This window comes from Methylobacterium nonmethylotrophicum, from assembly GCF_004745635.1.
In the GTDB taxonomy this organism is placed as follows: Bacteria; Pseudomonadota; Alphaproteobacteria; order Rhizobiales; family Beijerinckiaceae; genus Methylobacterium; species Methylobacterium nonmethylotrophicum.
This window is the reverse complement of the sequence record NZ_SRLB01000008.1, coordinates 157532-180619: the sequence shown is the minus strand read 5'-3', so window position 1 is coordinate 180619 and position 23088 is coordinate 157532. Positions and strand designations below refer to the sequence as shown.

Sequence of the window (23088 nt, the reverse complement as noted above, 5' to 3'; positions counted from 1 at the left end):
CCGACGGTTCCCGACAACCCGAGAGGTACTGTGATGAAGACCCGCCTCGCTCTCGCGGCGGCGCTGCTGACCGTGGCCGCCGCTCCCGCCTTCGCCCAGGGCGGCTCGCCCTACAACCGCTCCGGCTCGCAGGCCGGCGGCCCGCTCGCCGGCGCCGAGCGCGCCTACGGCGCCCCGGGCGGCGTTCCGGCCATCGACAGCACCGGCAGCGTCGTCATCGTCCCGCGCGACGAGCGCGGCGTGCTGGTGCGCGAGGTGCCCCCGGGCTACCCGCCGGGCGCGCCGACCATCTACGGCCGCTGATCGAGCCCTGAGGGTCCCGTCCGCCCCGTTCGGGATTCTTTGAAGTTCTCGCGAGCCGGAAAAGCCCGTCCCCGCTGCCTGCGGGGGCGGGCTTTTCGTGTTTGCGGTCCCGACTGCTTTCTCTGCAATGTTTTGAAGTAGAGCACGCCTCCCCTCTCCCGTGTGGGAGAGGGGTTGGGGGTGAGGGTGACACGGTTCTGAGTCTAGCTCCGACTGTTCCGCTGCCAGCACGACAGCCGCAGCTTCACACTGAAGCGTAGCACCCTCACCCCAACCCCTCTCCCACACGGGAGAGGGGATCCCGCGCAGTCTCGTCGACGGTTTTGTTGCTGAAGCGAGGCGCGAAAATACAGTCCGGCGGCTTGCATCCGACCTGCGGCCGGTGTGAACTCCCGCGGCCCCGCTTGCCTCCCGGATCCCGAGCCGCCCGCCGATGACCGCACCCGCCTTCTCCGGCCCCATCGTCCTCGCCCACGCCGCCTACCGCCTCGGCGACGCCTATGGGGCGAAGGGCGCGACCCAGCCGGTCGTCGAGGTGCGCGACCTCGCGGCTTTGGAGGCCGCGATCCCGGAAGCCGAGGTGCTGGTGGTCTCGGGGCTCTGGCGCCACTCCCTGCTGGAGCGGGCCCCGCGCCTGCGCTTCATCCAGTCGGTCAGCGCCGGCACCGACCAGTTCCCGAAGGAGGCCTTGCGCCAGCGCAGCATCCGGCTCGCCAGCGCGCAGGGCGGCAACGAGCGCGCCGTGGCCGAGCACGCCCTCGCGCTGATGCTCGGCCTCACCCGCCGCCTGCCCGAGGCCCTGCGCAACCAGGCCGCCGCGACCTGGCGGCCGATGATCGCCGATCCGGCCAGGCGCGAGCGGGAGCTCGGCGGACAGACGCTGCTGGTGATCGGGCTCGGCCGCATCGGCACCCGCATCGCCCGGCTGGCCCAAGCCTTCGACATGCGGGTGATCGGCCTGCGCCGCCGCCCGCTCCAGGCCGACGACCCGGTCGAGGCGGTGTTTTCCCCCGCGCACCTGCACGAGGCCTTAGGGCAAGCCGACGTGGTGGCGCTCGCCTGCCCGCTGACGCCGGAGACGGAGGGGCTGATCGACGAAGCGGCGCTCGCGGCGATGAAGCCCGGCGCCCTCCTCATCAACGTCGCCCGCGGCCGCGTCGTCGACCAGGATGCCCTGGCCCGGGCGCTGACCGAGGGCCGGATCGCCGGCGCCGGCCTCGACTGCTTTCGCGAGGAGCCGCTGCCGCCGGAGGCGCCGTTCTGGCGCATGGAGAACGTGATCGTCACGCCCCACAGCGCCGGCGAGACGGACCATTACGAGGGCCGGGTGATCGACCTGCTCCTCGAGAATCTCGGCCGGCTGCGGCGGGGCGAGGAGCTGGTGAACCCGGTGGTGTGAGGGACGAGTTACGGGGAGAGCCACGTCCCTGTGGGTCCGGGTCACACGACGGATCGTGCGCGTCCTCCTCTCCCCGCGGACGGGGAGAGGAGGAACCAGCATCCCGCCGACGCCCGGCCCCGCCTCACCGATCCAGCACCGCCCGGTCGTTCTTCGCCACCAGGGCCTTGAAGTACGGGGTCAGGTCGGCCTCCGACAGGCCGAAGGCCTGGGCGAACTGCATGATCAGCTGCTGCTCGGCCGGCTCGGCCTCGCCGTCGGCCATGGCGCTGTCGATCATGTTGAGGATGATGCAGAGCTTCTGCTCCGGGCGCAGGCGCGGCGCGGCATCGGCCAGGAACTGCCCCGGCTGGGTGGCGCGGGCGTAGCGGACGGCGGCGTCGAGCTGCTGGCGCGTCGCGTTGCGGCCGAGCACCGAGATCAGGTGGCCGACCTCCTCCGGGTCGATCTCGCCGTCGGCGCCCATGCAGTAGACCAGCGAGACCGCGAGGCAGGTCCTCGGCGTGAGGTCGAGCGAGGTCTGCGACTTGAACATGTTGAACATCGTCAGGGACCCTTGGCACGGTGTCTGGCAAGGTGCCGACGCGATCCGTCAGCGCAGCCGGTCGATTACCGCAATGATGCACCGATGTCGATCATCCTGAAGTCGGCCCGGCGTGAGTATTTTTCCGCGACAGAGTATTCCGTTTGCCGGGTAAAACTCCCATATAGCGGCGATCACGCAATTATTACGTTTGGAAAGCGGATTTAATCCCGTATGATTGCTTAAAAAATTCCGTTCCGAGTGGAAGCCCGACGCGAGGGATGCGCAAGGGAGCCCACGCCGCCAGGGTTCGCCCGCATCGTCCTCTCCGGATCGCCAGCGGCCCGAGCCGACCGTAACCGATCCCGGAGCGTCAGCATATCTCCTGACGCATCCGTGATTTTTTCCCGCCCTTTGCCGAGATGGAAGGCGCATTTTCTCCATGGAGCTGTCGCCATAGCAAGATCAACTCCGCCTCTACCTTCATTTAAAAACTCGTTTCATTGACTGATCTCGACGGCCACCGCATCGTAGCGAGATCGGGCACGGGGCTGCGACGCCCCAGCCATGCCGTCGTCCCTGACCACCGGATCCACCTCCATGACGCGACCGCGCCTCGTCGGCTTCTCCGCGAACATCCAGCGGCCCTCGAAGACCCGCACCCTGGTCGAGGCGATCGCCGCCGAGGCCGCCGTGCGGCTGCCGGTCGAGGTGCGGATCTTCGACCTCGTCGATGCCGGCCCCGGCCTCGGCGGCGCGCTCACCCGCGACCAGCTCTCCCTGCCCGCCCGCCGCGTCGTCGAGGCGGTGGAGGAGGCGGACGCCCTCGTGGTCGGCACCCCCGTCTACAAGGGCGCCTATACGGGCCTGTTCAAGCACCTGTTCGACCTCGTGGCGCCCGAGGCCCTGGCCGGCAAGCCGGTGGCGCTCGCCGCCACCGGCGGCGGGCCGCGCCATGCCCTCGTGGTCGAGCACGCCTTGCGCCCGCTCTTCGGCTTCTTCACGGCGCTCACGGTGCCGACCGCGGTCTACGCCTCCGATCCCGATTTTCGCGACGGCGGCCTCGACTCCGCGGCGATCCGCCAGCGGGTGGCGGAGGCCGGCGGCCAGCTCGCGGCGCTGGCCGGTGCCCGCGCGGCCAGCCCGGCACCGCTCGCCCGCACGGCCGGGGGGGCCCGGTGATCGACCGTCGCACGCTCCTCGCCGCGGCGCTGGCCGGCGCCGCCCTGCCGGCGCGGGCCGCGGCCGGCGACACCCTGCGCATCGGCTACCAGAAGAACGGCATCCTGGTCGTCGCCAAGCAGCAGGGCGCCATCGAGGCCCGGCTCAAGCCCCTCGGCGTCGGCGTGTCCTGGGTCGAGTTCTCGTTCGGCCCGCCGCTCCTCGAGGCGATCAGCCTCGGCGCCATCGACATCGGCCAGACCGGCGACGCGCCGCCGATCTTCGCCCAGGCCGCCGGCAGGCCCCAAGATTCCGCCGGCAGCCCGCTGGTCTACGTCGCCGCGCAGGAAGCCGCCGGCTCGGGTTCCGCGATCCTGGTGCAGAAGGACTCGTCCCTCCGCAGCCTGGCGGACCTGAGGGGCAAGCGCGTCGCCTTCGCCAAGGCGTCGAGCGCCCACAACCTCACCATCGCGGCGCTCGACAAGGCGGGCCTGACCTACCGCGACATCGAGCCCGTGACCCTGGCCCCGGCCGACGCCGCGGCGGCCTTCGCCCGCGGCAGCGTCGATGCCTGGACGATCTGGGACCCGTACTTCGCCATCGCGGAGATGCAGCCGGGCACCCGGGTCCTGTCGCTCGCCACCGACATCGCCAGGCCCAACAGCTTCTTCCTCGCCCACCAGACCGTCGCGCGCGAGCGCGGACCGGTGCTCGACGCGGCGCTCGCCGCCCTCGCCGACGTCTCGCGCTGGTGCGGCGCCAACCGGGGCGAGGTCGCGGGCCTGCTCGCGAAGGGCACCGGCGTGCCGCTTGCGGCGACGCAGCGGGCGGTGGACCGCACCGACTTCGTCATCGGCCCGATGACCGCGAGCGTGGTCGCCGAGCAGCAGCGCGTCGCCGACCGCTTCCACGCCCTCTCGCTGATCCCGCGGCCGATCCGGATCGCCGACGCGCTCCGCACGCCGGTCTCCCAGAACAACGGCTGACGCCTCATGCCTGCCCTCCTCTCCCCCGCCGCGGCGGCGCGGCGCCTCGCCCCCTGGCTGCTGCCCGCCGTGATCCTGCTGGGCTGGCAGGCCGCCGGCTCGGCCGGGCTGGTCTCGACCCGGCTGATGCCCGCCCCCCTCGACGTGGCGGCGGCCGGCTGGCGCATGGCCGCGACCGGCGAGCTCTGGACCAATCTCGGCGTCAGCTTCCTGCGGGCGGCGAGCGGCTTCCTGATCGGCGGCAGCATCGGCTTCGTCCTCGGGCTCGCCAACGGCCTGTCGCGCCTCTCCGACCGGCTCACCGACACGACCGTGCAGATGATCCGCAACATCCCGCACCTGTCGCTGATCCCGCTGGTGATCCTGTGGTTCGGCATCGGCGAGGAAGCCAAGCTCTTCCTGGTGGCGCTGGGCGTGTTCTTCCCGATCTACGCCAACACCCTGCACGGCATCCGCTCGGTCGATCCGCAGCTGGTCGAGATGGGCCGGATCTACGGCATGTCGCGCGGCGAACTCTTCTGGCGCGTGGTGCTGCCGGGTGCCCTGCCATCGGTCTTCGTGGGCCTGCGCTACGCGCTCGGCATCATGTGGCTGACGCTCATCGTCGCCGAGACGATCTCGGCCTCCTCCGGCCTCGGCTACATGGCGATGCAGGCGCGCGAGTTCATGCTGGTCGACGTCGTGGTCCTGGCGATCCTGATCTACGCGCTTCTCGGCAAGGTCGCCGACCTGCTCACCCGCCAGCTCGAGCGCGCCTGCCTCGCCTGGAACCCGGCCTACCGCTCGGCCTGACCCTCCCGCCTTCCGCCTCCAGGGTTTCTCTCCATGATCGCCAGCACCCTTCGCCGGTTCGAGGGCCTCGCCCCCGCCTCCCGGGCGGGTTTGCGCCGCGAGGCCATCTCCCGCGAGATCGCCCGCGACCGGGCCGCGCCCGGCCTCGGCATCACCCTGCGGGGCCTGTCCAAGGCCTTCGAGGACGGCAAGCCGGTCATCGACGGGCTCGACCTGCACGTGCCGGCGGGCCAGTTCGTCGCCGTGGTCGGGCGCTCGGGCTGCGGCAAGTCCACCCTGCTGCGCCTGATCCTGGGCCTCGAGGCGCCGAGCGCCGGCCGCGTCGCGGTCGAGGGCGGGGAGGCGCCGCGCCGGATCATGTTCCAGGAGCCGCGGCTGCTGCCCTGGGCGCGGGTCCTCGACAACGTCGCGGTGGGTCTGCGCGACGGCTCGGCGGCGGAGCGGCGGGAGCGGGCGGCGGCGGCGCTTCAGGAGGTCGGCCTTGCCGACAAGACCGGCCAGTGGCCCGCCACCCTCTCGGGCGGCCAGCGCCAGCGGGTGGCGCTCGCCCGCGCCCTCGTCAGCCACCCGGGGCTCTTGGCCCTCGACGAGCCCCTCGGCGCCCTCGACGCGCTCACCCGCATCGACATGCAGGCGATGATCGAGCGGATCTGGCGCGCGCAAGGGTTCACCGCGCTCCTCGTCACCCACGACGTCGCCGAGGCGGTGGCGCTCGCCGACCGCATCCTGGTGGTCGAGGCCGGCCGCATCGCCCTCGACGTACCGGTGACCGTGCCCCGCCCGCGCCGGCGCGGCGACGCGGAGCTCGCGGCCCTCGAAGGCCGCATCCTCGATCACCTCTTGGACCGGCGCGCCTGATCGCACCCTCCCATCGGAGTTTCCCCCATGACCGGCCAGACCGACGTCCTCTGGTTCCTGCCCACCCATGGCGACGGCCGCTACCTCGGCGCGCAGGAAGGCGCCCGCGCCGTCTCCCTGCCCTACCTGCGCCAGATCGCCCAGGCCGCGGACGAGCTCGGCTATTACGGCGTGCTCCTGCCGACCGGGCGCTCCTGCGAGGATTCCTGGGTTATCGCCTCGGCGCTGGTGCCGCTGACGCAGCGCCTGCGCTTCCTGGTGGCGGTGCGGCCGGGCCTGCAATTGCCCGCCGCCGCCGCCCGCATGGCCGCCACCCTCGACCGGATCTCGGACGGGCGGCTCCTCATCAACGTGGTGACGGGCGGCGATCCGGTGGAGCTGCGCGGCGACGGCGTCTTCCTCGCCCATGACGAGCGCTACGCGGTGACCGACGAGTTCCTGCGGGTCTGGCGCGCGCTCCTCTCCGGCGAGACCGTGACCTACCAGGGCGAGCACCTGCGGGTCGAGGACAGCCGGCTGATCTTCCCGTCGGTGCAGCGGCCCTACCCGCCGCTCTATTTCGGCGGCTCGTCGCCGGCGGGAATCGAGGTCGCGGCCGAGCATTGCGACGTCTACCTGACCTGGGGCGAGCCCCCGGCGGACGTCGCGGACAAGATTACCCGGGCCCGCGCGGCGGCCGAGAAGCGCGGAAAAACCTTCTCCTACGGCATCCGCCTGCACGTCATCGTGCGCGAGACGGAAGGCGCGGCCTGGGAGGCGGCCGAGTCGCTGATCTCGCGCCTCGACGACGCCACCATCGCCAAGGCGCAGGCGACCCTGGCGCGCCAGGATTCCGTCGGCCAGAGCCGGATGATGCAGCTCCATGGCGGCCGGCGCGACAAGCTCGTGGTCTCGCCGAACCTCTGGGCCGGCGTCGGCCTGGTGCGCGGCGGCGCCGGCACCGCCCTCGTCGGCTCCCCCGACCAGGTCGCCGACCGGATGAAGGAGTATATCGACCTCGGGATCGACCGCTTCATCCTCTCCGGCTACCCGCACCTGGAGGAGGCCTACCGCTTCGCCGAGCTGGTCTTCCCCAAGCTCCCCCTGCGCAGCACCACCGGGACGGCGGCGACGGGCGCCCGCAACGACGGCCCGTTCGGCGAGGTGATCGCCAACGACATCGCGCCGGTGCGGGGGGTGTCGGCGCATTGACGGATACTTTCGGGCCGCATCCGCCCAAAGATCGTGGCCGTACCGAGGACGATCATTCGTCGCAGCGAGGCGGCTGAGTGATCGTCACCGGCGGATGCGGTTCGAGTTCAACCCCGCCGAGCGGCGCGAAGCGGCGGCGGATCGCCTCGGCCAAATTGACCGTCCCGTGCGGGGGTGGTGCGACTGCCTCGGCAAGGATCGCGCCCACCTCCGCCTCGATGGAGCGGCCGTTGCGCGCGGCGCGCAGGCGCAGCGCTTCTTTCATCTGGGTATCGAGGTTGCGGATCGTGAGCGTGGCCATGAGCAGCGACCGATGCATCCGGGGCTAAGGGGAGGCCGACACGAAACGCCTGATCCAGGCCGTGATGTCCTTCTCCGTCATCTCCCCTGCGGCAATCGCCGTCCAAGTCTGGACGACATCGCCGTCGGAGGCGGTCAATTCGTAACCGTTGAGCGCGAGAAGAAGCTCGGTCACCACGGCCGAGACCCGCTTGTTGCCGTCCAGAAATCCGTGATTGCGGGCCAAGCCGAACGCGTAGCAGGCCGCGAGTTCGCAGATGTCCGTGCAACCGCCGAACTCGTGACGATTCCGCGGACGGTCCAGGGCCGAGTCGAGCATCAGCCTATCGCGCATCGAGACGGCGCCGCCATGCTCGGCAAGCTGTTCGTCGTGGATGGCGAGAACAACCTCTTTCTCGACCCAGAGCGGCGTCACTTGGCGATGTCACTTGGCTGTGTCACTTGGCGAGTTCGCGCAACGCGTTGCGACGGCGCTTCATGATCTCGCGCGCCTTGTCCATCTGCTCCTCGAAAGCCGGGTTGTAGGGCGTCAGCCGGTAGCCGTCCGGCGTCTCGGTGAGGAACACCGTGTCGCCCTTCTCGACCTTGAGGCGCGCGGCCGCTTCCTTCGGCAGCACGAAGCCGACGGAGTTTCCGATCGCCGTGAGCTTCAGCGCCAGCATGATGACCTCCGTCGTTATAACGTTCGTTCTAACGATGGGGCGTCGATCGAGTTCTCGCAAGCGTCTTCTAGGCGCACACGGACCAAGCAGACCCACCGCCTCACCGGAAATCCCGGCTCCCCACCCGCAGCGGTCGCGCCGCACCCCGCGCATCCCCTCCCCCGCGCCGCGCCTCGTCCCCCCGGCCGCCATCGACCGCCAGCGGCTCGGCCTGCGCGTCCTCGGCCACCCGGCCCAGGAGGTCCGAGCGGTCGATCAGGTGCTCGGCGACGAGGTGGATGACGTCGCCCTCGCGCTGCACCCGGCCGCGGGCGGCCAGGAGGCCGGCCTGGAGGATCAGGCTGCGCTGGCGATGAAACAGCGAGGGCCAGATCACCAGGTTGGCGACCTCGGTCTCGTCCTCGAGCGTGATGAACATCACGCCCTTGGCCGAGCCCGGCTTCTGGCGCACCAGCACCAGCCCCGCCACCGTCACCCGGGCGCCGTCGCGCAGGCGGCGCAGGGTGGCGCAGGCCGAGACGCCGTCGCGCGACAGCGTCGCCCGCAGGAAGGCGAGCGGGTGACGGCCGAGGCTGAGGCCCGAGGCGCGGTAATCCGCCACGACCGCGGCCCCCTCCCCCAGGGGTGCGAGATGCACCGGTGGCTCGGCGAGTTCGGGGAGAGGCATCGCCTCGCGCCGGTCGGCGGCCGCGAAGAGCGGCAGGGGGGCGGGGGCGAGGCCGCGGATCGCCCACAGGGCCTCCCGCCGCCCCACCCCGAGGCACGCGAAGGCGTCGGCCGCGGCAAGGCTGCGCAGGCCTTTCAGCGAGGGGCCGGCCCGGCGCCACAGGTCCTCGACCGAGCGAAACAGGTCGGCCTCGCGGACCGTGGCGATCCGGGCGCCGTCCTGGTTCGCCAAGCCCCGCACCAGCCGCAGGCCGAGGCGCAGGGCGAGGCGCCCGTCCCCCGCCGGCTCCAGGGTGCAGTCCCAGCGCGAGGCGTTGACGCTGATCGGCCGCACCTCGACCCCATGGGCCCGGGCGTCGCGCACGATCTGGGCCGGGGCGTAGAAGCCCATCGGCTGAGCGTTGAGGAGGGCGCAACAGAAGACCTCGGGATGATGGCATTTCAGCCAGGACGAGGCGTAGGCGATGAGGGCGAAGGAGGCGGCGTGGCTCTCCGGGAAGCCGTAGGAGCCGAAGCCCTCGAGCTGGCGGTAGGTGCGGGCGGCGAAGTCCGGCTCGTAGCCGTTGGCGATCATGCCCTGGATCAGCTTGTCCTCGTAGAGGTTGATCGTGCCGTCGCCCTTGAAGGTGCCCATGGCCCGGCGCAGGCCGTCGGCCTCAGCGGCGGTGAAGCCGGCGGCGACGATCGCGACCTGCATCGCCTGCTCCTGGAACAGCGGCACGCCGAGGGTGCGCCCGAGCACGCTCTCCAGCGCCGCGGTCGGGTAGGTGACCGGATCTATCTCGCGGCGCCGGCGCAGGTAGGGATGGACCATGTCGCCCTGGATCGGGCCCGGCCGCACGATCGCGACCTCGATGGTGAGGTCGTAGAGATTGCGTGGCTGCATCCGCGGCAGCATCGCCATCTGCGCCCGGCTCTCGATCTGGAAGACCCCGATCGTGTCGGCGCGCCGGATCATCTCGTAAGTCGGCTCGTCACCCTGCTGGATGTCGGCGATCTCCCGCGGCGGGTTCGTCTCCGGCCTGTGCTCGGCGAGCAGCGCGAAGGCCCGGCGCAGGCAGCCGAGCATGCCGAGGCCGAGCACGTCGACCTTCATGAACCGCAGGACCTCGATGTCGTCCTTGTCCCACTCGATGATCTGGCGGTCCTCCATCCGGGCCGGGACCACCGGGCAGAGGTCGTCGAGGCGGTCGAGGGTGAGGACGAAGCCGCCGGGATGCTGGCCGAAATGGCGCGGGGTGCCGATCAGCGCCCGGGCGATCTCCAGCGTCAGGCGCAAGGAGCGCTCGGAGAGGTCGAGGCCGAGGGCCTTGGCCTCCCGCTCGCCGACGCCCTCGCGCGACCAGCCCCAGACCAGGCGGGCGAGCGCCCCGGTGACGTCCTCCGGCACGCCCAGCACCTTGCCGACCTCCCGCACCGCGCCGCGGGCGCCGTAGCGGATCACCGTGGCGGTGAGCGCCGCCCGCTCGCGGCCGTAGGTGGCGTAGATCCACTGGATCACCTCCTCCCGGCGCTCGTGCTCGAAATCGACGTCGATGTCGGGCGGCTCGTCGCGGTTCTCGTTGATGAAGCGGGCGAAGAGCAGCCCCTGCGCGACCGGATCGATGGCGGTGATGCCGAGGCACCAGCAGATCGCCGAATTCGCCGCCGAGCCGCGGCCCTGGCACAGGATGCCCTGGGAGCGGGCATAGCGGACGATCGCCTCGACGGTGAGGAAGTACGGCGCGTAATTCTTCCTGGCGACGAGGTCGAGCTCTTCGCCGAGCTGCCGGCGCACCGCCTCCGGCACCCCGGCCGGGTAGCGCCTCGCCGCCCCCTCCCAGGTCATCGCCGCGAGGCGCACCTGCGCCGGGCGGCCGTCGGCGCCGGCCTCGTCCGGGTAGGTGTAGGTCAACTCATCCAGGGAGAAGCGGCAGGCCTCCGCGATCGCGGCGGCGCGGGCCAGCGCCTCCGGGTGGCGGGCGAACAGGCGCACGGTCTCGTCGGGATCGTGCAGGTGGCGCCCGGCATGGCGCTCGCGGGCAAAGCCCGCCGCCGCGATGGTGGTCTTCAGGCGGATGCAGGTGACGACGTCCTGCATCATCCGCCGCTCCGGCACGTGGTAGAGCACGTCGCCGAGGGCCACGATCGGCACCCGCGCGGCGCGGGCGAGGCTCGCGATGCCATCGAGCCGCAGGTGGTCGTTGACGCCGAAGCGGCGCGACAGGCCGCAGGAAAGGTCTTTGCCGAAGATCGCCTTCAGGGCGCGCAGGCGCTCGAGGAGGGTATCGTCCGGCCGGTCGGCCGGCAGCACCGCGAGCAGGCCGTCGCTCCACTCGGCCACGTCCGCGGTTGTCAGGTGGCAACCGCCGCGCGGCGTCCGCTCGCGCGAGCGGCCGAGGGTGAGGAGCCGGCAGAGCCGGCCATAGGCTGCCCGGTCGGTGGGATAGACGAGCAGGCTCCAGCCCTCGGCGAGGTCGAGCCGGCAGCCGACGATCAGGCGGCAGCCGGTGGTGCGGGCGGCGGCGTGGGCCCGGACCATCCCGGCGAGCGTGTTGCGGTCGGTGACGGCGAGCGCCCGGATGCCGAGGAGGGCGGCTGCGGCGAACAGCTCCTCCGGCGAGGAGGCGCCGCGCAGGAACGAGTAGTGGGTGGTGACCTGGAGCTCGACGCTCATCGGGAGCCTGGCTGACTGCTGGCGGCAGCATCGCCGGCCCCTTTTCCCATCCCACCCACGACCTCATCCTGAGGTGCGAGTGAAACGAGCCTCGAAGGAGGGCTCCAGGGATCGCGGAGACGACTGGAGGCCTCCTTCGAGGCTCCGCGATCTGCGATCGCTCCACACCTCAGGATGAGGTCGTGGGTGGGATCAAATCCATCGACCGGAGCCGGCCAGCTTCGAGAGACCGGGCGCATCACGCCTCACCCAAGCCATGCAGCCACCAGCGCGCCCCGTCCTTCGTCAGGGAATCGCGAAACAGCCAGTAGCGGGCGCCGGTCTCGTCCTCGACCCGGTAATAGTCGCGGCAGGCCGAGACCTCGTCGTCGGTAAGCCACCACTCGCCGAAGATGCGCTCCGGCCCGTCGGCCCGCGCCACCCGGCGGCGGGTGCCGCGCCAGGTGAAGACCGTGGGCGGCGCGTCGGGGAGCGCGGCCAGCACCGCCACCGGCTCGGGGACGGGAAGCAGGCGGCCGGGCCGCGGCAGGTCGGCGGGCCAGGTGACGCCGCCAGCGGGGCTCAAGGGGGCGACCCGGCGCACCGCCCGCTCTGGCCACTCGCTCTCGACCGGGGCCTTGCGATAGACCCGGCCGGGCCCGAGCCGCAGCACCAGCCGGTCGACGAGCTCGGCCATCGCGTCCGGGTCCGGCTCCCCGCCCGGGGCGGCGAGCTGGCGCGCCTCCAGGCGCTCGACGGAGGGAGCGGCGAGCCGCGCCTCGTCGAGGCCGTGGCCGGGATCGACGGTGCTCAGGCGCTCGGCGAGGAGCCGGGCGAGGTGGCGCGGGTCGCGGCTCGGCCGGGCGGTGCCGACGCTGACCGACTGGTCGAGCCCGTCCACGCGGCGAAAGACGAGATCGAGCCGGCGGGCGCCGAGCCCGTGCCGGGCGAGGGTGTCGGCCAGCATCGCGGCGAGCCGCCCGGTCACCCGGGCGAGGGTCTCGGGCGCCCCGATCGGCTCCGGGAAGGCGAGCCGCACGGCGTGCGCCACCGGCGGCACCAGATAGGCGAGCGGTTCGGGGGCGTGGCCGAGCGCCTGGTCGAGGCGGCGCGTCGGCTCCTCCCCGAAGCGCAGGCGCAAGGGGCCGCGGGGCTGGTCGAGGAGGTGAGCGACCCGGGTGAGGCCGAGCTGGGCCAGGCCCGAGACCGTGTCGCGGTCGAGGCGCAAGCTCCAGAGCGGCAGGTCGAGGAGGTGGTCGCGCTGCCGGCCTTCCGGCAGCACGGTCTCGGGCGCGAGGCAGCGGGCGGCGGCCCAGGCGGCGCCGGGCGTGTCGGCGAGCGCCGCCCGCACCCGGTAGCCGGCCCGGCCGAGGCGCCGGCGCAGGGACGCCAGCAGAGCCGCCTCGCCGCCATGCAGGTGGGCCGCGCCCGCGACGTCGATCCAGATCCCGTCCGGCGGGTCGGGGGCGACGAGGGGGGCGTAGGCGAGGCACCAGGCGGCGAGGCGGGTCAGCGCCGCCGCGTCGCCCTCCGGGTCGGCCTCGATCACGGTCAGACCCGGCACCATCGCCTGCGCCTGCACCAGGGCGAGGCCGGGGCGCAGACCAAGGCCGCGGGCGGCGCGGTCGACGGCCGAGAGCACCCGGCGCGGGCCCTCCTGCGCCGCCGCGACCAGCGGCTCATCCGGCGGCGGCCCGCCGTGCCGGCGCCGCCACAGGTCGGTCGGCCAGGTCGGCAGGAACACGCAGACGACCCTTCGCATCGGGAGCCTCGAGGAGCCAGGTGCGGGGCTCGGCGCCCCGGGCGCGGACGAGCGCCACGGTCCAGCGGGCCCGCGAGAGGCCCGGCACGGGAAGGGCGGCGGAGGGCGCCGCGGTGACGGCCCAGCGGGTGGCGGCGGCGTTCGGCTCCGGCACCGCGGCGCCCCAGCGGCGGATCACCAGGGCGAGGCTGCCGCTGCCCTCGGCGGCGAGCTGGAGCCGGCGCGACGGGGTGAGGCCGAGCCGGGCGACCTCGCCGACCACCGCCGCGAGGCCGCGGTGGCGCAACCCCTCCTCCATGGTGGGCAAGACCTCGGCCTCGCGCCGCGTCTCGGCGTAGAGGACCCGGTCGGGATGGAGCCCGACCGCGGCGAGGCCGGGGGCGAAGAGGTCGCGGCTCGCCAGGCACCACAGCACCGGGCCGGGGAGCCGGGCGAGGATCGCGGCGGCGAACAGCGCCGCCAAGGCCCCCTCCCCGTCCACGGGCCCGGCCGCCAGGACCTCGTGCACCGCGCCGAGGCGCAGGCCCCCGCCCGGCAGGTGGTGGTCGATCGGCTCGACGTCGAACGGCAGGACCGGCCGGCCCGCCGCCTCGGGCGCCAGCCCTCCGATCCGCTCGCGCAACGCCGCGAGCTGCCGCTCTCGCTCGGCCTGCCGCATCTCATGCCCATCACCGACCGACGCCCGTACATGTTCCTGTTTTGTTCGATTTCCAGGGGGAGTCAATCGGGGCTGTGGATGACGGCGGCGTCAGAACCTGCGGAAACCGGGCTCCTGTTGACGGCAGCGGGGACAGGTGCAGCGGCGCGACCCGGAAACCCCGTCGGTGCAAGGGGATCGCCCGGTGCGCGACGCCGAGCCTGGGCGGGCACAGCCGTGGGACAACCCGCGCCGAGCCACCAGGAGCGCCGCTGAGCTGGATTCGAGGCCGGCGGGTGCCGTAGAACGGTCCTGGGGCGCGACGGGCCTCCACGGGCCTCCTGGCGGAAAATCCGGCGATCCCGGCGCGGCGGGTGCCGGAAGCAGGATCATCGGGGTGTCCGGGCTCGTCCACCGGGCCCGTTCGAGGGCCGCGTGCAGCCCCGCGCGGCACGCCGACTTGCCTACGCGGCGGCGTGCGCGATTCACACAGCTTTCCAAGCTGTTAATCGGGGCCTCACGCCGATTAACCTACGGAGCCACGCCGAGTCCCCTTCGCCGGACCGGGGATTCCGCGCAGACCTGCCTACGCGGCCACGCCGAGTTGCCTGCGCGTCCGCGCAGACCTGCCTACGCGAACAGGGCCCAACCCCTTATGGGACAAGCAGAAATTGCCGCCCCATATAATACCCATATAGCTCTACGGATTCAGATTCGGAATCTAGATTCTGAATCTCTCATAAAAAGGCTTTTGGGCATCAGGAGTTAGGGGTCTCGGAGGCCGTTCGGCGCGGTCGGGTCCATCCGGGCTTCGGCTCGAACGAGCGTGAGCCCCCTCCCCTGCTGACCGCTGAGTCTTGGGTTTGCGATCCACCCGTTGCAGCCTCACGCCCGTGAGTCCTCGTCCGACAAAGCCCAGAACAGCCGGACTCGTTTCCACGGGGATGAGTCGAGGCAAGGCTTGAGCGGATGGAACCGACTCGCCTGGACGCTCCCTGATGATTCGCCGTCCCGCTTCGGGACTCTCGCTCGACTCGCGCGGCATCGGCGGAGCCTGGAAATACTGTGTCGCGACTCGGGGCCCTCCCGATTGCGAGGGTTACCGCGGGCCTGCGGGGTCGTGCCGGAGCGTAGGCAATTCGGCGTGGAGTCGTTCACGCCTCGTAGGCAGGTCTGCGCGGGCAGGCATCCGGAAAAGGCGTGGAATCTCAATGGCGAGGCGGTGGCTTCGGGACATTGGGACGGCGGGCGGGCGCGTAGGCGATTCAGCGTGGCCGGGCCCGGTCCCGGCGGGGGCGAGGCGTAGGCAACTCGGCGCAGGGAGGGTGATGCAGGTGAGTGTGGCGGGACAGGTAAAAAGCGCTCTCTGCATCTGCACGGTTGTCTTCATTATATTATCAACAAAGCAAAAATATATTTTTGATAGAGAAATTTATCTCAATCTAGCAAGATGCTTGAACAATGCAAGGCTTTTGATTTCCAAGGATCTGCTGAAGTCATCCGATATCATACTGTGAACCTCATCCTGAGGTGACCTGGGATCGAAGATCGCTGCGCGCAGCAGTCTCGAAGGAGGGCTCCAGAGAGCGCGGAGAGCGCTGGAGCCTTCCGAGCCTCGCTTTGCTCATATAAAATTTCTGCCTGAACTGTTCCAATAAAAATCCTGAGCTGTCCGAATAAAAATAGAGCGCGCCTCCCCTCTCCCGTGTGGGAGAGGGGTTGGGGGTGAGGGTGACACCTTTCCGACTAAAGCTCGGATCGTCGTGCTGGCAGCTCGACGCTCAGCGCTTCACACCGAAACGTAGCGCCCTCACCCCTACCCCTCTCCCACACCGGCCACTGTATTCAAACATTCCGGTCTGATTGTTCTCTCCCTTTTGAAAATCGGGCGCCTCTCCTCCCCCTTGTGGGGAGGAGTTGGAGGTGGGGGTGGTGCCGCGTAGAGCGCGAGCTCCGTTCGGCACCACCCCCACCCCTGGCCCCTCCCCACAAGGGGGAGGGGAAAGTTCTCGCCTTTACAAAGGGTTGGGCTTCAGACGCGTTGTGTGAATCTGCTAGCCCACACGGGAGAGGGGATCCCGCGCCTTATCCGTATCGGAATGGATCAAGCGTAAAGCGGATCACACCACAGGATTAAATCGGTAGACGTAAGACCGGAAAGATTAATAATACAGGTTATCGCCCATTCACGACAAGAGGATCCGCGTCTTTCCCGATTCCTATACAGCCATGCCGCAAGGGTCGGGAGCGTTCAGCGAGCACACCCCTGCGGGGAAGTCACCGACATCAGGAATATAAACCTAAATCACGTCACAAAGACGCGCACAGCCGCGCACGGCCCTCCCGTGCGGCCCCACGCCCCGCCCCGACGCCCCTCCCCCCTCGTAGGGAAGTCGGCGGAATCAAGCCCTTGCCCGGGCACGCTTATTCGCAAGCGCCGCCTTGGGGGGCACCAGCAGGTCCTTCGGGTCGGACGGAAGCAGCTGCATCCCCCCGTCGTCGAGGGTGAGCCGCAGGCGCGGAAACACCTCGGTGAGGTGGGCGACGTCCTTGCGGAATTCCTGGCGGAACGAGCGGATCGAGCCGTTCTCGCTGCCGAACTGCCTGTAGAGGTTGTCCCAGGTGAGCCGCAGCGGCCGCTCCAGGCGCGAGAGCCGGTAGCCGACCCAGAACAGCAGGTCGAGCTTGCGCGCCGAGCCCGCGAAGGCGCGGGCGGCCCGGATGTCGACCGGCAGGGCGTGCTGGATCAGGTTGTCGTAGAACTCGCGGTGGAAGGTGATGGTCGAGGACCACAAGAGGCCCTGGTCCGGGTGGTTGTGCAGCGGCAGCCACACGTCCATCTGCCGGAACGGCGGCACGTTGAGGGTCGAGGCGCGGGTGCCGTCCCACAGGCCGATCTGCAGCGAGCAGGCGGCGAGCCGGTTGAGCTGCTCCTTGAACTGCTTGAGCGTGCCGCGCTCGCCCCCGGTGACCGGGAAGCCCATGTCGCGGATGAAGCCCGACATGCTCTGCGCCACCTCGACCTTCGGGCTGCGCTGGCGCACCGCCTCGGTGCAGAGGTGGAGCAGGAGGAGCCGCGCCTTCGGGCCGTAGGGCAGCCCCTGCATCTCCATGTCGCCGGTCGCCGGGTTGATGAGCCGGCCGGCATTGATCGCGAGCGTGTTGCGGCCGTACTCCCGGGAGAAGTTGGTGACGCCCTTCGGCTCGCGATACGGCAGGCCGCAGAGCGCCAGCACCGAGTGGATGTGCTGGATGTTCTCCGGCGTGGCCGGCTCGTTCTCGATCACCTCGCGGACCGCGTCGCGGCGGCGGGCATTCCGCGGCAGCCGGGCGCGCTCGGCCTCGGCCTCGGCCTTCAGCACCACGAGCTTCGCGCGGGCCTCGCTTTCCGCGTCGCGCTTGGCCTGGCTCGCGCGCACGAAGGCAAGGGTCGCCTTGTAGGCGACGCTGCCGCGGGCCTTCTCGACGATCTCGATGAGGTCGGCGTCGCGCACGCCCTCGATCGCCTCGGACGTGGGGTGCGGCGGGTTCGTGTTCTCCACCAAGGGGCTCCGCGCGGGGACGCGGATCCTCGCGGACGCGCGTCGTGACTCTGTTTGGCGGAGTCCTAACGCGCGAAAGCCGAATCGGCAGAGTCGAGTCGGGCCGATTCCCGAAGCAGAGCGCCAGATTCCTGTGAATCGCTGTGGCTAACCGGCGAGTCTTCGCCCCGCCGGTTCGACGATGGGGCGGATCTTAATCGGTCTCGTCGCGGGCCTTCGACTCGGTGAAGGCGGCGTAGAGCTGGGGAAGACTCTGGATCAGGTAGGCGGCGAAGTCCGGCTCGAGCCGGTCGTCGATGGTGAGCTGGGTCCGCTGGGGGTCGCGCTCGATCCGCACCACCGGCCGGCCGCCGAGGTTGGTCCAGACGGCCGGCGCCGGGGCGGGCCGCGGCGGCGGCGCGGTCAGGCTCGAGAGCAGCCGGGCGAAGCGGTCGTCGGAGGACAGGCCGGGGAAATCGGGTGCGGCCAGGATGCGGGTCACCACCTCCCCTGCCCCGTCCCGCGCCAGCGCCTCGACGAGCGCGGTCCAGCGCGGGCGCCCGGCCTTGGGCGCCGGGCCGATTGCCGCCACCACCTCCGCCGGCACCGCCCGGCCGATGCCGATCAGGCGCGAGAGCTGGGTCTTCTCGACCGCGAGCGCCGCCATGATGGTGGCACGGTCGAAGCCGCGATCCTCCAGCGCGATCGCGAACAGGGCCCGCTCGATGTAGCTCAGATCGGCCCGAGCCGAGTTCTCCTGGCCCTGCGCGACGACGAGATCCTGGTCCGAGAGCGCCTTGACCACCGCCCGCACCGGCCGGCCGAGCTCGGCGGCGGCCCGCAGGCGGCGATGGCCGTAGGCCACCTGGTAGCGGCCGGCCTCGCTCGGGTGCGGCCGCACCAGGATCGGCACCTGCTGGCCGCGCTCGCGGATGAGGTCGACGAAGGCGGCGTGCTCCTCCGGGTCGCCCGACAGGCGGTCCTTCACGAACGAGCCGTCGATCAGGGCCGGATCGAGCTCGACCACCCGGTCGCCGGAGGCGACCATGGCGCGGGCTTCCGCCGCCGCGCTGGCGATGCGCCCGAGGCTGCGCCCCATGGCGCCGACGGCGCCGGAGCGCACCAGCGGCCGTTGCGGCTCGGGCGGCGTGTCCGCCGCCTCGCCCGGGTTGCCAGCTGGCAACTCCGGCGCCGGCTCGCGGCCGGGGGAGCGGGCGCCGAGAGCGGCGCGGAGAGCATCCTTGCGCTTCATGCCGGCACGCGTCCCCAGGCGCGGTGCATCAGGCCCTCGATCTCGCCATTGACCCCGTCGAGGGCCTCGATCGCCCTGTCGTAGGTGGCGCGGGTGAAGCTCTCGCGGCCGATCTCGTAGAGCGTCTGCTTCGACAGGCCGGCATCGGACACGGCGGTCGATTTCAGCATCAGGTGGGTCAGAACCCGCTCGCGGAAGAGCGAGCGCATGAAGCCGACCATCTGGGTCTGCGGCGCGTCGGAGGGCTCGTAGCGGGTCACGACGTAGCGCAGGAAGTCGTAGTCGAGGTCGGCCCCCGCCTCCTGCACCACGCCCAGCAGGTCGGAGGCCATCAGCAGGAACTGGCACATCGACATCACGTCGAGCATCTGCGGGTGCACCGTCACCAGCATCGCGGTGGCGGCGCAGAGCGCGCCGAGCGTCAGGAAGCCGAGTTGCGGCGGGCAATCGAGGATCATGACGTCGTAATCCTCGGCGACGCTGCCCAAGGCCGTGGCGATGCGGCCGAAGAACGGCTCGGCGTCCCGGTCGGCCAGCACCCGTGGGGTGTCGTGCTCGAACTCCATCAGCTCGAGATTGCCGGGCACGAGGTCGAGGCCCGGGAAGTAGGTCTTGCGCACCACGTCGGCGAGGGGCCGCTGCTCGGCGTCGTGGCGGATCGCGGCATAGAGGGTCTGGTTGGGGCCGACGTCGAATTCGGGCTGGTAGCCGTGGAGCGCCGTCAGGGAGGCCTGCGGGTCGAGGTCGACGGCGAGCACCCGGTAGCCGCGCAAGGCGAGGTACTGGGCGAGGTGGGCCGCCGTGGTGGTTTTCCCTGAGCCGCCCTTGAAGTTCACCACCGCGAGCACCTGGCAATGCTCCTCGCCGGAGCGGTGCGGCACGTAGCGCTTGGCCTTCGGCCCGTCGTCGAGGAGCTGGCGCAGCTCGTTGATCTGCGCGAGCGTGTACGAGCGCCGGCCGCCGGGGCCGATCTCGGGCTGCGGGCCCTTGCCGGCGAGCGAGAGCTGGCGCAGGTAGCCATCCGCCACCCCGATCAGCTTCGCGGCCTCGCCGGAGGAGAACGAGCGCAGCAGCTTGTGCGAGGCCGGCGGGAAGAGCGTGCGCCGGAGCGCGTTCAGCTCGCTCGAGAGGGCGCCGCCGTCGTCGGCGATGATCCGGGTGATCGAGGGGCGGGCTGCGGCTCTCGCCTGTTCCTGCGGCTGATCTGGCATTTACGGTTCCTGAGCGCATCACGGAAAAATTCCGTAAGACGATGCCAGCGTGGCCGTAGGGAGGCAAACGGTTTTTGGTTAACGCCAATTCATCATCGCCAGGACGGGAGCGGTTGCCACCTGGCAACCGGGCCCGGAGGTTGGTGCCGCTCGCCAGGTTGCCCCGAGAATGCCCGTTGCCAGCGCGCGTTGCCACTTGGCAACCCCTCGACGACACGGTCCCGACGTGAGCGGATCTCACGCAGCTTTGCGATCTTCTCGATGTTCAGCACCCCCTCCATCGCCTACGACCGACCCGTCCGGACAGTGGAGGCAAAGCGATGGCGATCCTGGAGACCGAGGCCGATCTCGAGCGGGTCTACGGCGCGTTCGGCGCCGTCGGCGAGGCCTCGACCGTGAAGGTCGCCGACCACATCACCCCGCATTACGGCCGCTTCATAGAGGCCGCACCCTTCCTGTCGCTCGCGACCTGCGGGCCGGAGGGGCTCGACTGCTCGCCCCGCGGCGACCGCCCGGGCTTCGTGCGCGTCGCCGATCCGCGCACGCTCCTGCTGCCGGACCGCCGCGGCAACAACCGGATCGACAGCCTGCGCAACGTCGTGCGCGACCCGCGGGTCGGGCTGATGTTCCTGATCCCCGGCATCGGCAACGCCCTGCGCGTCAACGGCCGGGCGGCGATCGACGACGATCCGGAGCTGTGCGCCTCCTTCGCGGTCGAGGGCAAGGCGCCCCGCACCGTGATGGTGATCCGGGTCGATGAGGTCTATTTCCAGTGCGCCCGGGCGCTGATCCGCTCCGGCCTGTGGCGGGCCGAGAGCCAGGTCGACCCCAGGACCCTGCCGTCCCCCGGCCAGATCCTGGCCGGGCTCAGCGACGGCCGCGTCGGTGGCGAGACCTACGACAGGACCTGGGCCGAGCGGGCGAAGCAGACGATGTGGTGAGGGATCAGAGGGCGAGGCAGGCCGCGCCCGCGGCGATCGCCAGGCAGGAGGCGACCCGCTGCGCCGTCAGCACCTCCTTGAGGAAGATCCGGCCGATGAGCGCGGCATAGACCACGCTGGTCTCGCGCAACGCCGACACCACGCCCATCGCGCCGGACTGCATCGCCCAGATGACGATGCCGTAGGCAAGGATCGAGACCACGCCGCCGGCGAGCGCCATGGCGGTCTGGACCGGCGTATAGGCCGGCGGCCGGCCGCGCAGGCCCAGGAAAAGCGGCGGCATGGTGAGGCTCCACAGCAGGAACATGGCGTTGGCGTAAGCGAGGCTGTCGCCCGACAGCCGCACCCCGATCCCGTCGACGACCGTGTAGGCGCCGATCAGCACGCCGGTGGTGAGGGCGGCGGGGAGCACCTCGGCCCGGACCGTCCGGCCCTGGAGCGCCAGCGAGACGATCCCGCCGGAGACCAGCGCGATGCCGAGCGCCGACATGAGGGTGACGGCCTCGTGCGCGAACACCATCGCCCCGATTGAGACCAGGACCGGCGAGGAGCCGCGGGAGATCGGGTAGGTCTGGCCGAGATCGCCGATGCGGTAGGTCCGCACCAGGGACAGGTTGTAGGCGGCATGGATCAGGGCCGAGGCGACCACATAGGGCCAGCTCGCGGCATTCGGCCAGGGCAGGACCAGCAGCGCCGCGCCCGAGACGACCGCGACCGCGAGCATCATCAGGGTCATCGACCACAGCCGGTCGCTGCCGCCGCGCAGGACCGCGTTCCAGCCCGCATGAAGGATCGCGGCGCCGATCACGCCGCCGAGGACGAGGAGGGTCACGCGGCTGTCTCGGCGCCGGATCGACGGGTCGGGAAGGCGACGGTCACGGGGCCACACTCCGTCATGGATGTCCGCGTGAGGGTTGTCTCTTGCCGGCGAGCCCGACAAACCATTTGTTCGGGCAGGACTCGGCAGGAAAACTCACCCGAATGCGGCGCGCGCTGCCTCCCCTGAACGCCCTTCGCGCCTTCGAGGCCGCCGCCCGCCTCGGCAGCTTCAAGGCGGCGGCCGACGAGCTCGGGGTGACGCACGGCGCCGTCAGCCAGCAGGTGCGCGGGCTTGAGGCGTGGCTGCAGGCGCGGCTGTTCGAGCGGCACAACCGGCGCGTCGTGCTGACGCCCGCGGCCTGCACCTACCTCGCCGAGGTCGGACCGGCCCTCGACCGGATCGCCGCCGCGACGGCGCAGTACGGCCATGAGGCTCAGGGCGTGCTGCGGGTCAACGCGCCGGCGACCTTCGCCCTGCGCTGGCTGGTGCCGCGGCTCGCGCGCTTCCGCGCGCAGCATCCCGCCATCCAGGTCAGGCTCGAGACCGCGAACCAGCCGCTGGAGGCGCTGCCGGCTCCTTACGACGTCGTCATCCGGGGCGGCCCCGACACCTTCTACGGCTTCACGGCGCGGCCGTTCCTGTCCGAGCAGCGGCTGCCGGTCTGCAGCCCCGGCCTGCGCGAGCGGGTGCCGCTCGACACCCTCCAGGACCTCTCGCGGCACACGCTCCTGCACAGCGCGAGTCTGCCGCGGCTGTGGGACGACTGGCTCGCCGCGGCCGGAATCCCGGGCCTCGCACCCGCGGCGGCGCTGACCCTCGACCACTTCTACCTCACGCTCCAGGCCGCCCTCGACGGGATCGGCCTCGCCATGGGCCCGACGGCCCTGATCGCCGACGACCTCGCCGCGGGTCGCCTGGTCGCGCCGTTTCCCGGGCCGCGCCTGCCGGCCCGGACCTACTGCACCTATGTGCGGGAGGGGAGGGCGGAGACGGTCGCGGCGTTCCTGGCCTGGATCGAGGGGGAGGGGGCCGGGTTGCCGGATGATTCCGGAACCTGAGACCGGCGCAGGACGCGCCGTTCTCATCGCCTCGGCGCGCGCCTGCAACCGTGGCCCCCAACGCCAGGAGAGAGACCATGGCCAAGGCCTACTGGGTCGCGACGTACCGCTCGGTCAGCAACCCCGATGCGCTCGCCGCCTACGCCACGCTGAGCGGGCCCGCGATCGTCGCGGCCGGCGGCCGGATCCTCGCGCGGGGCCTGCCGGTCCACACCTACGAGGCCGGGCTCGCGCAGCGCACGGTGGTGATCGAGTTCGACAGCGTCGCGCAGGCGCAGGCCGCGCATGACAGCCCGGCCTATCAGGAGGCCCTCGCCGCCCTTGCGGGCGGGGCCGAGCGCGACATCCGCATCGTCGAGGCCGCTGCGTCCTGAAGGCGCCGGGCCGGTCGGCCCGGGCGCTGCATCCGC

Annotated in this window: 21 protein-coding genes; 10 read left to right on the top strand and 11 right to left on the bottom strand. The window is 71.3% G+C overall.

What is annotated here, in order from left to right; genetic code table 11:
* Positions 1-33 precede the first annotated feature (33 nt).
* Both EU555_RS12880 and EU555_RS12875 read left to right on the top strand, forming a co-directional pair.
* Positions 34-303: a hypothetical protein gene (locus tag EU555_RS12880; protein WP_135415030.1), complete on the top strand. Its 270-nt coding sequence runs from the start codon at positions 34-36 to the stop codon at positions 301-303.
* 433 nt (positions 304-736) lie between these two features.
* Positions 737-1702: a D-2-hydroxyacid dehydrogenase gene (locus EU555_RS12875; RefSeq protein ID WP_135415029.1), complete on the top strand. Its 966-nt coding sequence runs from the start codon at positions 737-739 to the stop codon at positions 1700-1702.
* Positions 1703-1826: 124 nt separating this feature from the next.
* Here the strand turns inward: EU555_RS12875 and EU555_RS12870 are convergent, their stop codons facing one another.
* Entirely contained in the window at positions 1827-2237 is a 411-nt protein-coding gene (locus EU555_RS12870; RefSeq protein ID WP_245524282.1) for a tellurite resistance TerB family protein, read from the bottom strand.
* Between the two features lie 588 nt (positions 2238-2825).
* On the opposite strand from EU555_RS12870, the gene msuE reads away from it, so the two are divergent.
* The 5 genes from msuE to ssuD are packed head-to-tail and all read left to right on the top strand — an operon-like array spanning position 2826 to position 7213.
* Positions 2826-3407 carry an FMN reductase gene (gene msuE / locus EU555_RS12865; protein WP_135415027.1) on the top strand — a complete coding sequence of 194 codons (582 nt, stop codon included), beginning with the start codon at positions 2826-2828 and terminating at the stop codon, positions 3405-3407.
* Positions 3404-4372, top strand: a complete 969-nt coding sequence (locus EU555_RS12860) for an aliphatic sulfonate ABC transporter substrate-binding protein (RefSeq protein WP_135415026.1) — start codon at positions 3404-3406, stop codon at positions 4370-4372. The genes msuE and EU555_RS12860 overlap by 4 nt, the downstream gene beginning before the upstream one ends.
* A 6-nt stretch (positions 4373-4378) precedes the next feature.
* Complete coding sequence (gene ssuC, locus EU555_RS12855) at positions 4379-5164, top strand: aliphatic sulfonate ABC transporter permease SsuC (RefSeq protein ID WP_135415025.1); 786 nt, start codon at positions 4379-4381, stop codon at positions 5162-5164.
* Positions 5165-5197: 33 nt separating this feature from the next.
* Positions 5198-6022, top strand: coding sequence for an ATP-binding cassette domain-containing protein (locus tag EU555_RS12850; protein ID WP_135415024.1), 825 nt, complete (start codon positions 5198-5200; stop codon positions 6020-6022).
* 27 nt (positions 6023-6049) lie between these two features.
* Complete coding sequence (ssuD, locus tag EU555_RS12845) at positions 6050-7213, top strand: FMNH2-dependent alkanesulfonate monooxygenase (protein WP_135415023.1); 1164 nt, start codon at positions 6050-6052, stop codon at positions 7211-7213.
* Between the two features lie 52 nt (positions 7214-7265).
* On the opposite strand, the gene EU555_RS12840 is transcribed toward ssuD, so the two are convergent.
* The 9 genes from EU555_RS12840 to repA form a co-directional block, all read right to left on the bottom strand.
* Positions 7266-7514, bottom strand: coding sequence for a FitA-like ribbon-helix-helix domain-containing protein (locus EU555_RS12840; RefSeq protein WP_135415022.1), 249 nt, complete (start codon positions 7512-7514; stop codon positions 7266-7268).
* A gap of 24 nt (positions 7515-7538) precedes the next feature.
* Entirely contained in the window at positions 7539-7928 is a 390-nt protein-coding gene (locus tag EU555_RS12835) for a type II toxin-antitoxin system death-on-curing family toxin (RefSeq protein ID WP_135415021.1), read from the bottom strand.
* 22 nt (positions 7929-7950) lie between these two features.
* Positions 7951-8175, bottom strand: a complete 225-nt coding sequence (locus EU555_RS12830) for an AbrB/MazE/SpoVT family DNA-binding domain-containing protein (protein WP_205820900.1) — start codon at positions 8173-8175, stop codon at positions 7951-7953.
* Positions 8176-8275: 100 nt separating this feature from the next.
* Positions 8276-11497, bottom strand: coding sequence for an error-prone DNA polymerase (locus EU555_RS12825; protein ID WP_135415020.1), 3222 nt, complete (start codon positions 11495-11497; stop codon positions 8276-8278).
* A 238-nt stretch (positions 11498-11735) separates the two neighbouring features.
* A complete protein-coding gene (locus tag EU555_RS12820; RefSeq protein ID WP_135415019.1) occupies positions 11736-13238 on the bottom strand; it encodes a DUF6504 family protein in 1503 nt (500 codons plus the stop codon).
* Entirely contained in the window at positions 13156-13896 is a 741-nt protein-coding gene (locus tag EU555_RS12815; protein ID WP_135415018.1) for an ImuA family protein, read from the bottom strand. The genes EU555_RS12820 and EU555_RS12815 overlap by 83 nt, the downstream gene beginning before the upstream one ends.
* A gap of 2381 nt (positions 13897-16277) precedes the next feature.
* Positions 16278-17417, bottom strand: coding sequence for a replication protein RepA (locus EU555_RS12810; protein WP_245524281.1), 1140 nt, complete (start codon positions 17415-17417; stop codon positions 16278-16280).
* Positions 17418-17610: 193 nt separating this feature from the next.
* Positions 17611-18648, bottom strand: a complete 1038-nt coding sequence (repB, locus tag EU555_RS12805; protein WP_135415017.1) for a plasmid partitioning protein RepB — start codon at positions 18646-18648, stop codon at positions 17611-17613.
* Complete coding sequence (gene repA / locus EU555_RS12800; RefSeq protein ID WP_135415016.1) at positions 18645-19859, bottom strand: plasmid partitioning protein RepA; 1215 nt, start codon at positions 19857-19859, stop codon at positions 18645-18647. Before repA ends, repB begins: the two co-directional genes overlap by 4 nt.
* Positions 19860-20179: 320 nt before the next feature.
* Between repA and EU555_RS12795 the strand changes: the two genes are divergently transcribed.
* Positions 20180-20800 (top strand): pyridoxamine 5'-phosphate oxidase family protein, encoded by a 621-nt coding sequence (locus tag EU555_RS12795; protein WP_135415015.1) that lies wholly within the window; start codon positions 20180-20182, stop codon positions 20798-20800.
* 4 nt (positions 20801-20804) lie between these two features.
* Here EU555_RS12795 and EU555_RS12790 read toward each other — a convergent pair whose 3' ends face one another.
* The gene (locus EU555_RS12790) at positions 20805-21632 is read right to left on the bottom strand and encodes an EamA family transporter (RefSeq protein WP_205820898.1); all 828 of its coding nucleotides are present in this window, start codon (positions 21630-21632) and stop codon (positions 20805-20807) included.
* A gap of 149 nt (positions 21633-21781) precedes the next feature.
* Between EU555_RS12790 and gcvA the strand changes: the two genes are divergently transcribed.
* Entirely contained in the window at positions 21782-22678 is an 897-nt protein-coding gene (gene gcvA / locus EU555_RS12785) for a transcriptional regulator GcvA (RefSeq protein WP_135415014.1), read from the top strand.
* Positions 22679-22755: 77 nt separating this feature from the next.
* Positions 22756-23052: a DUF1330 domain-containing protein gene (locus EU555_RS12780; RefSeq protein ID WP_135415013.1), complete on the top strand. Its 297-nt coding sequence runs from the start codon at positions 22756-22758 to the stop codon at positions 23050-23052.
* The last annotated feature ends 36 nt before the right edge of the window (positions 23053-23088 follow it).

Coding starts and splice junctions, on each gene's coding strand:
- EU555_RS12825 (WP_135415020.1), bottom strand. CDS start 11,497: ATGAGCGTCGAGCTCCAGGTCACCACCCACTACTCGTTCCTGCGCGGC.
- EU555_RS12875 (WP_135415029.1), top strand. CDS start 737: ATGACCGCACCCGCCTTCTCCGGCCCCATCGTCCTCGCCCACGCCGCC.
- EU555_RS12870 (WP_245524282.1), bottom strand. CDS start 2,237: ATGTTCAAGTCGCAGACCTCGCTCGACCTCACGCCGAGGACCTGCCTC.
- EU555_RS12840 (WP_135415022.1), bottom strand. CDS start 7,514: ATGGCCACGCTCACGATCCGCAACCTCGATACCCAGATGAAAGAAGCG.
- msuE (WP_135415027.1), top strand. CDS start 2,826: ATGACGCGACCGCGCCTCGTCGGCTTCTCCGCGAACATCCAGCGGCCC.
- ssuD (WP_135415023.1), top strand. CDS start 6,050: ATGACCGGCCAGACCGACGTCCTCTGGTTCCTGCCCACCCATGGCGAC.
- EU555_RS12880 (WP_135415030.1), top strand. CDS start 34: ATGAAGACCCGCCTCGCTCTCGCGGCGGCGCTGCTGACCGTGGCCGCC.
- EU555_RS12830 (WP_205820900.1), bottom strand. CDS start 8,175: ATGCTGGCGCTGAAGCTCACGGCGATCGGAAACTCCGTCGGCTTCGTG.
- repA (WP_135415016.1), bottom strand. CDS start 19,859: ATGCCAGATCAGCCGCAGGAACAGGCGAGAGCCGCAGCCCGCCCCTCG.
- EU555_RS12780 (WP_135415013.1), top strand. CDS start 22,756: ATGGCCAAGGCCTACTGGGTCGCGACGTACCGCTCGGTCAGCAACCCC.
- EU555_RS12850 (WP_135415024.1), top strand. CDS start 5,198: ATGATCGCCAGCACCCTTCGCCGGTTCGAGGGCCTCGCCCCCGCCTCC.
- gcvA (WP_135415014.1), top strand. CDS start 21,782: ATGCGGCGCGCGCTGCCTCCCCTGAACGCCCTTCGCGCCTTCGAGGCC.
- repB (WP_135415017.1), bottom strand. CDS start 18,648: ATGAAGCGCAAGGATGCTCTCCGCGCCGCTCTCGGCGCCCGCTCCCCC.
- EU555_RS12815 (WP_135415018.1), bottom strand. CDS start 13,896: ATGCGGCAGGCCGAGCGAGAGCGGCAGCTCGCGGCGTTGCGCGAGCGG.
- EU555_RS12795 (WP_135415015.1), top strand. CDS start 20,180: ATGGCGATCCTGGAGACCGAGGCCGATCTCGAGCGGGTCTACGGCGCG.
- ssuC (WP_135415025.1), top strand. CDS start 4,379: ATGCCTGCCCTCCTCTCCCCCGCCGCGGCGGCGCGGCGCCTCGCCCCC.
- EU555_RS12820 (WP_135415019.1), bottom strand. CDS start 13,238: ATGCGAAGGGTCGTCTGCGTGTTCCTGCCGACCTGGCCGACCGACCTG.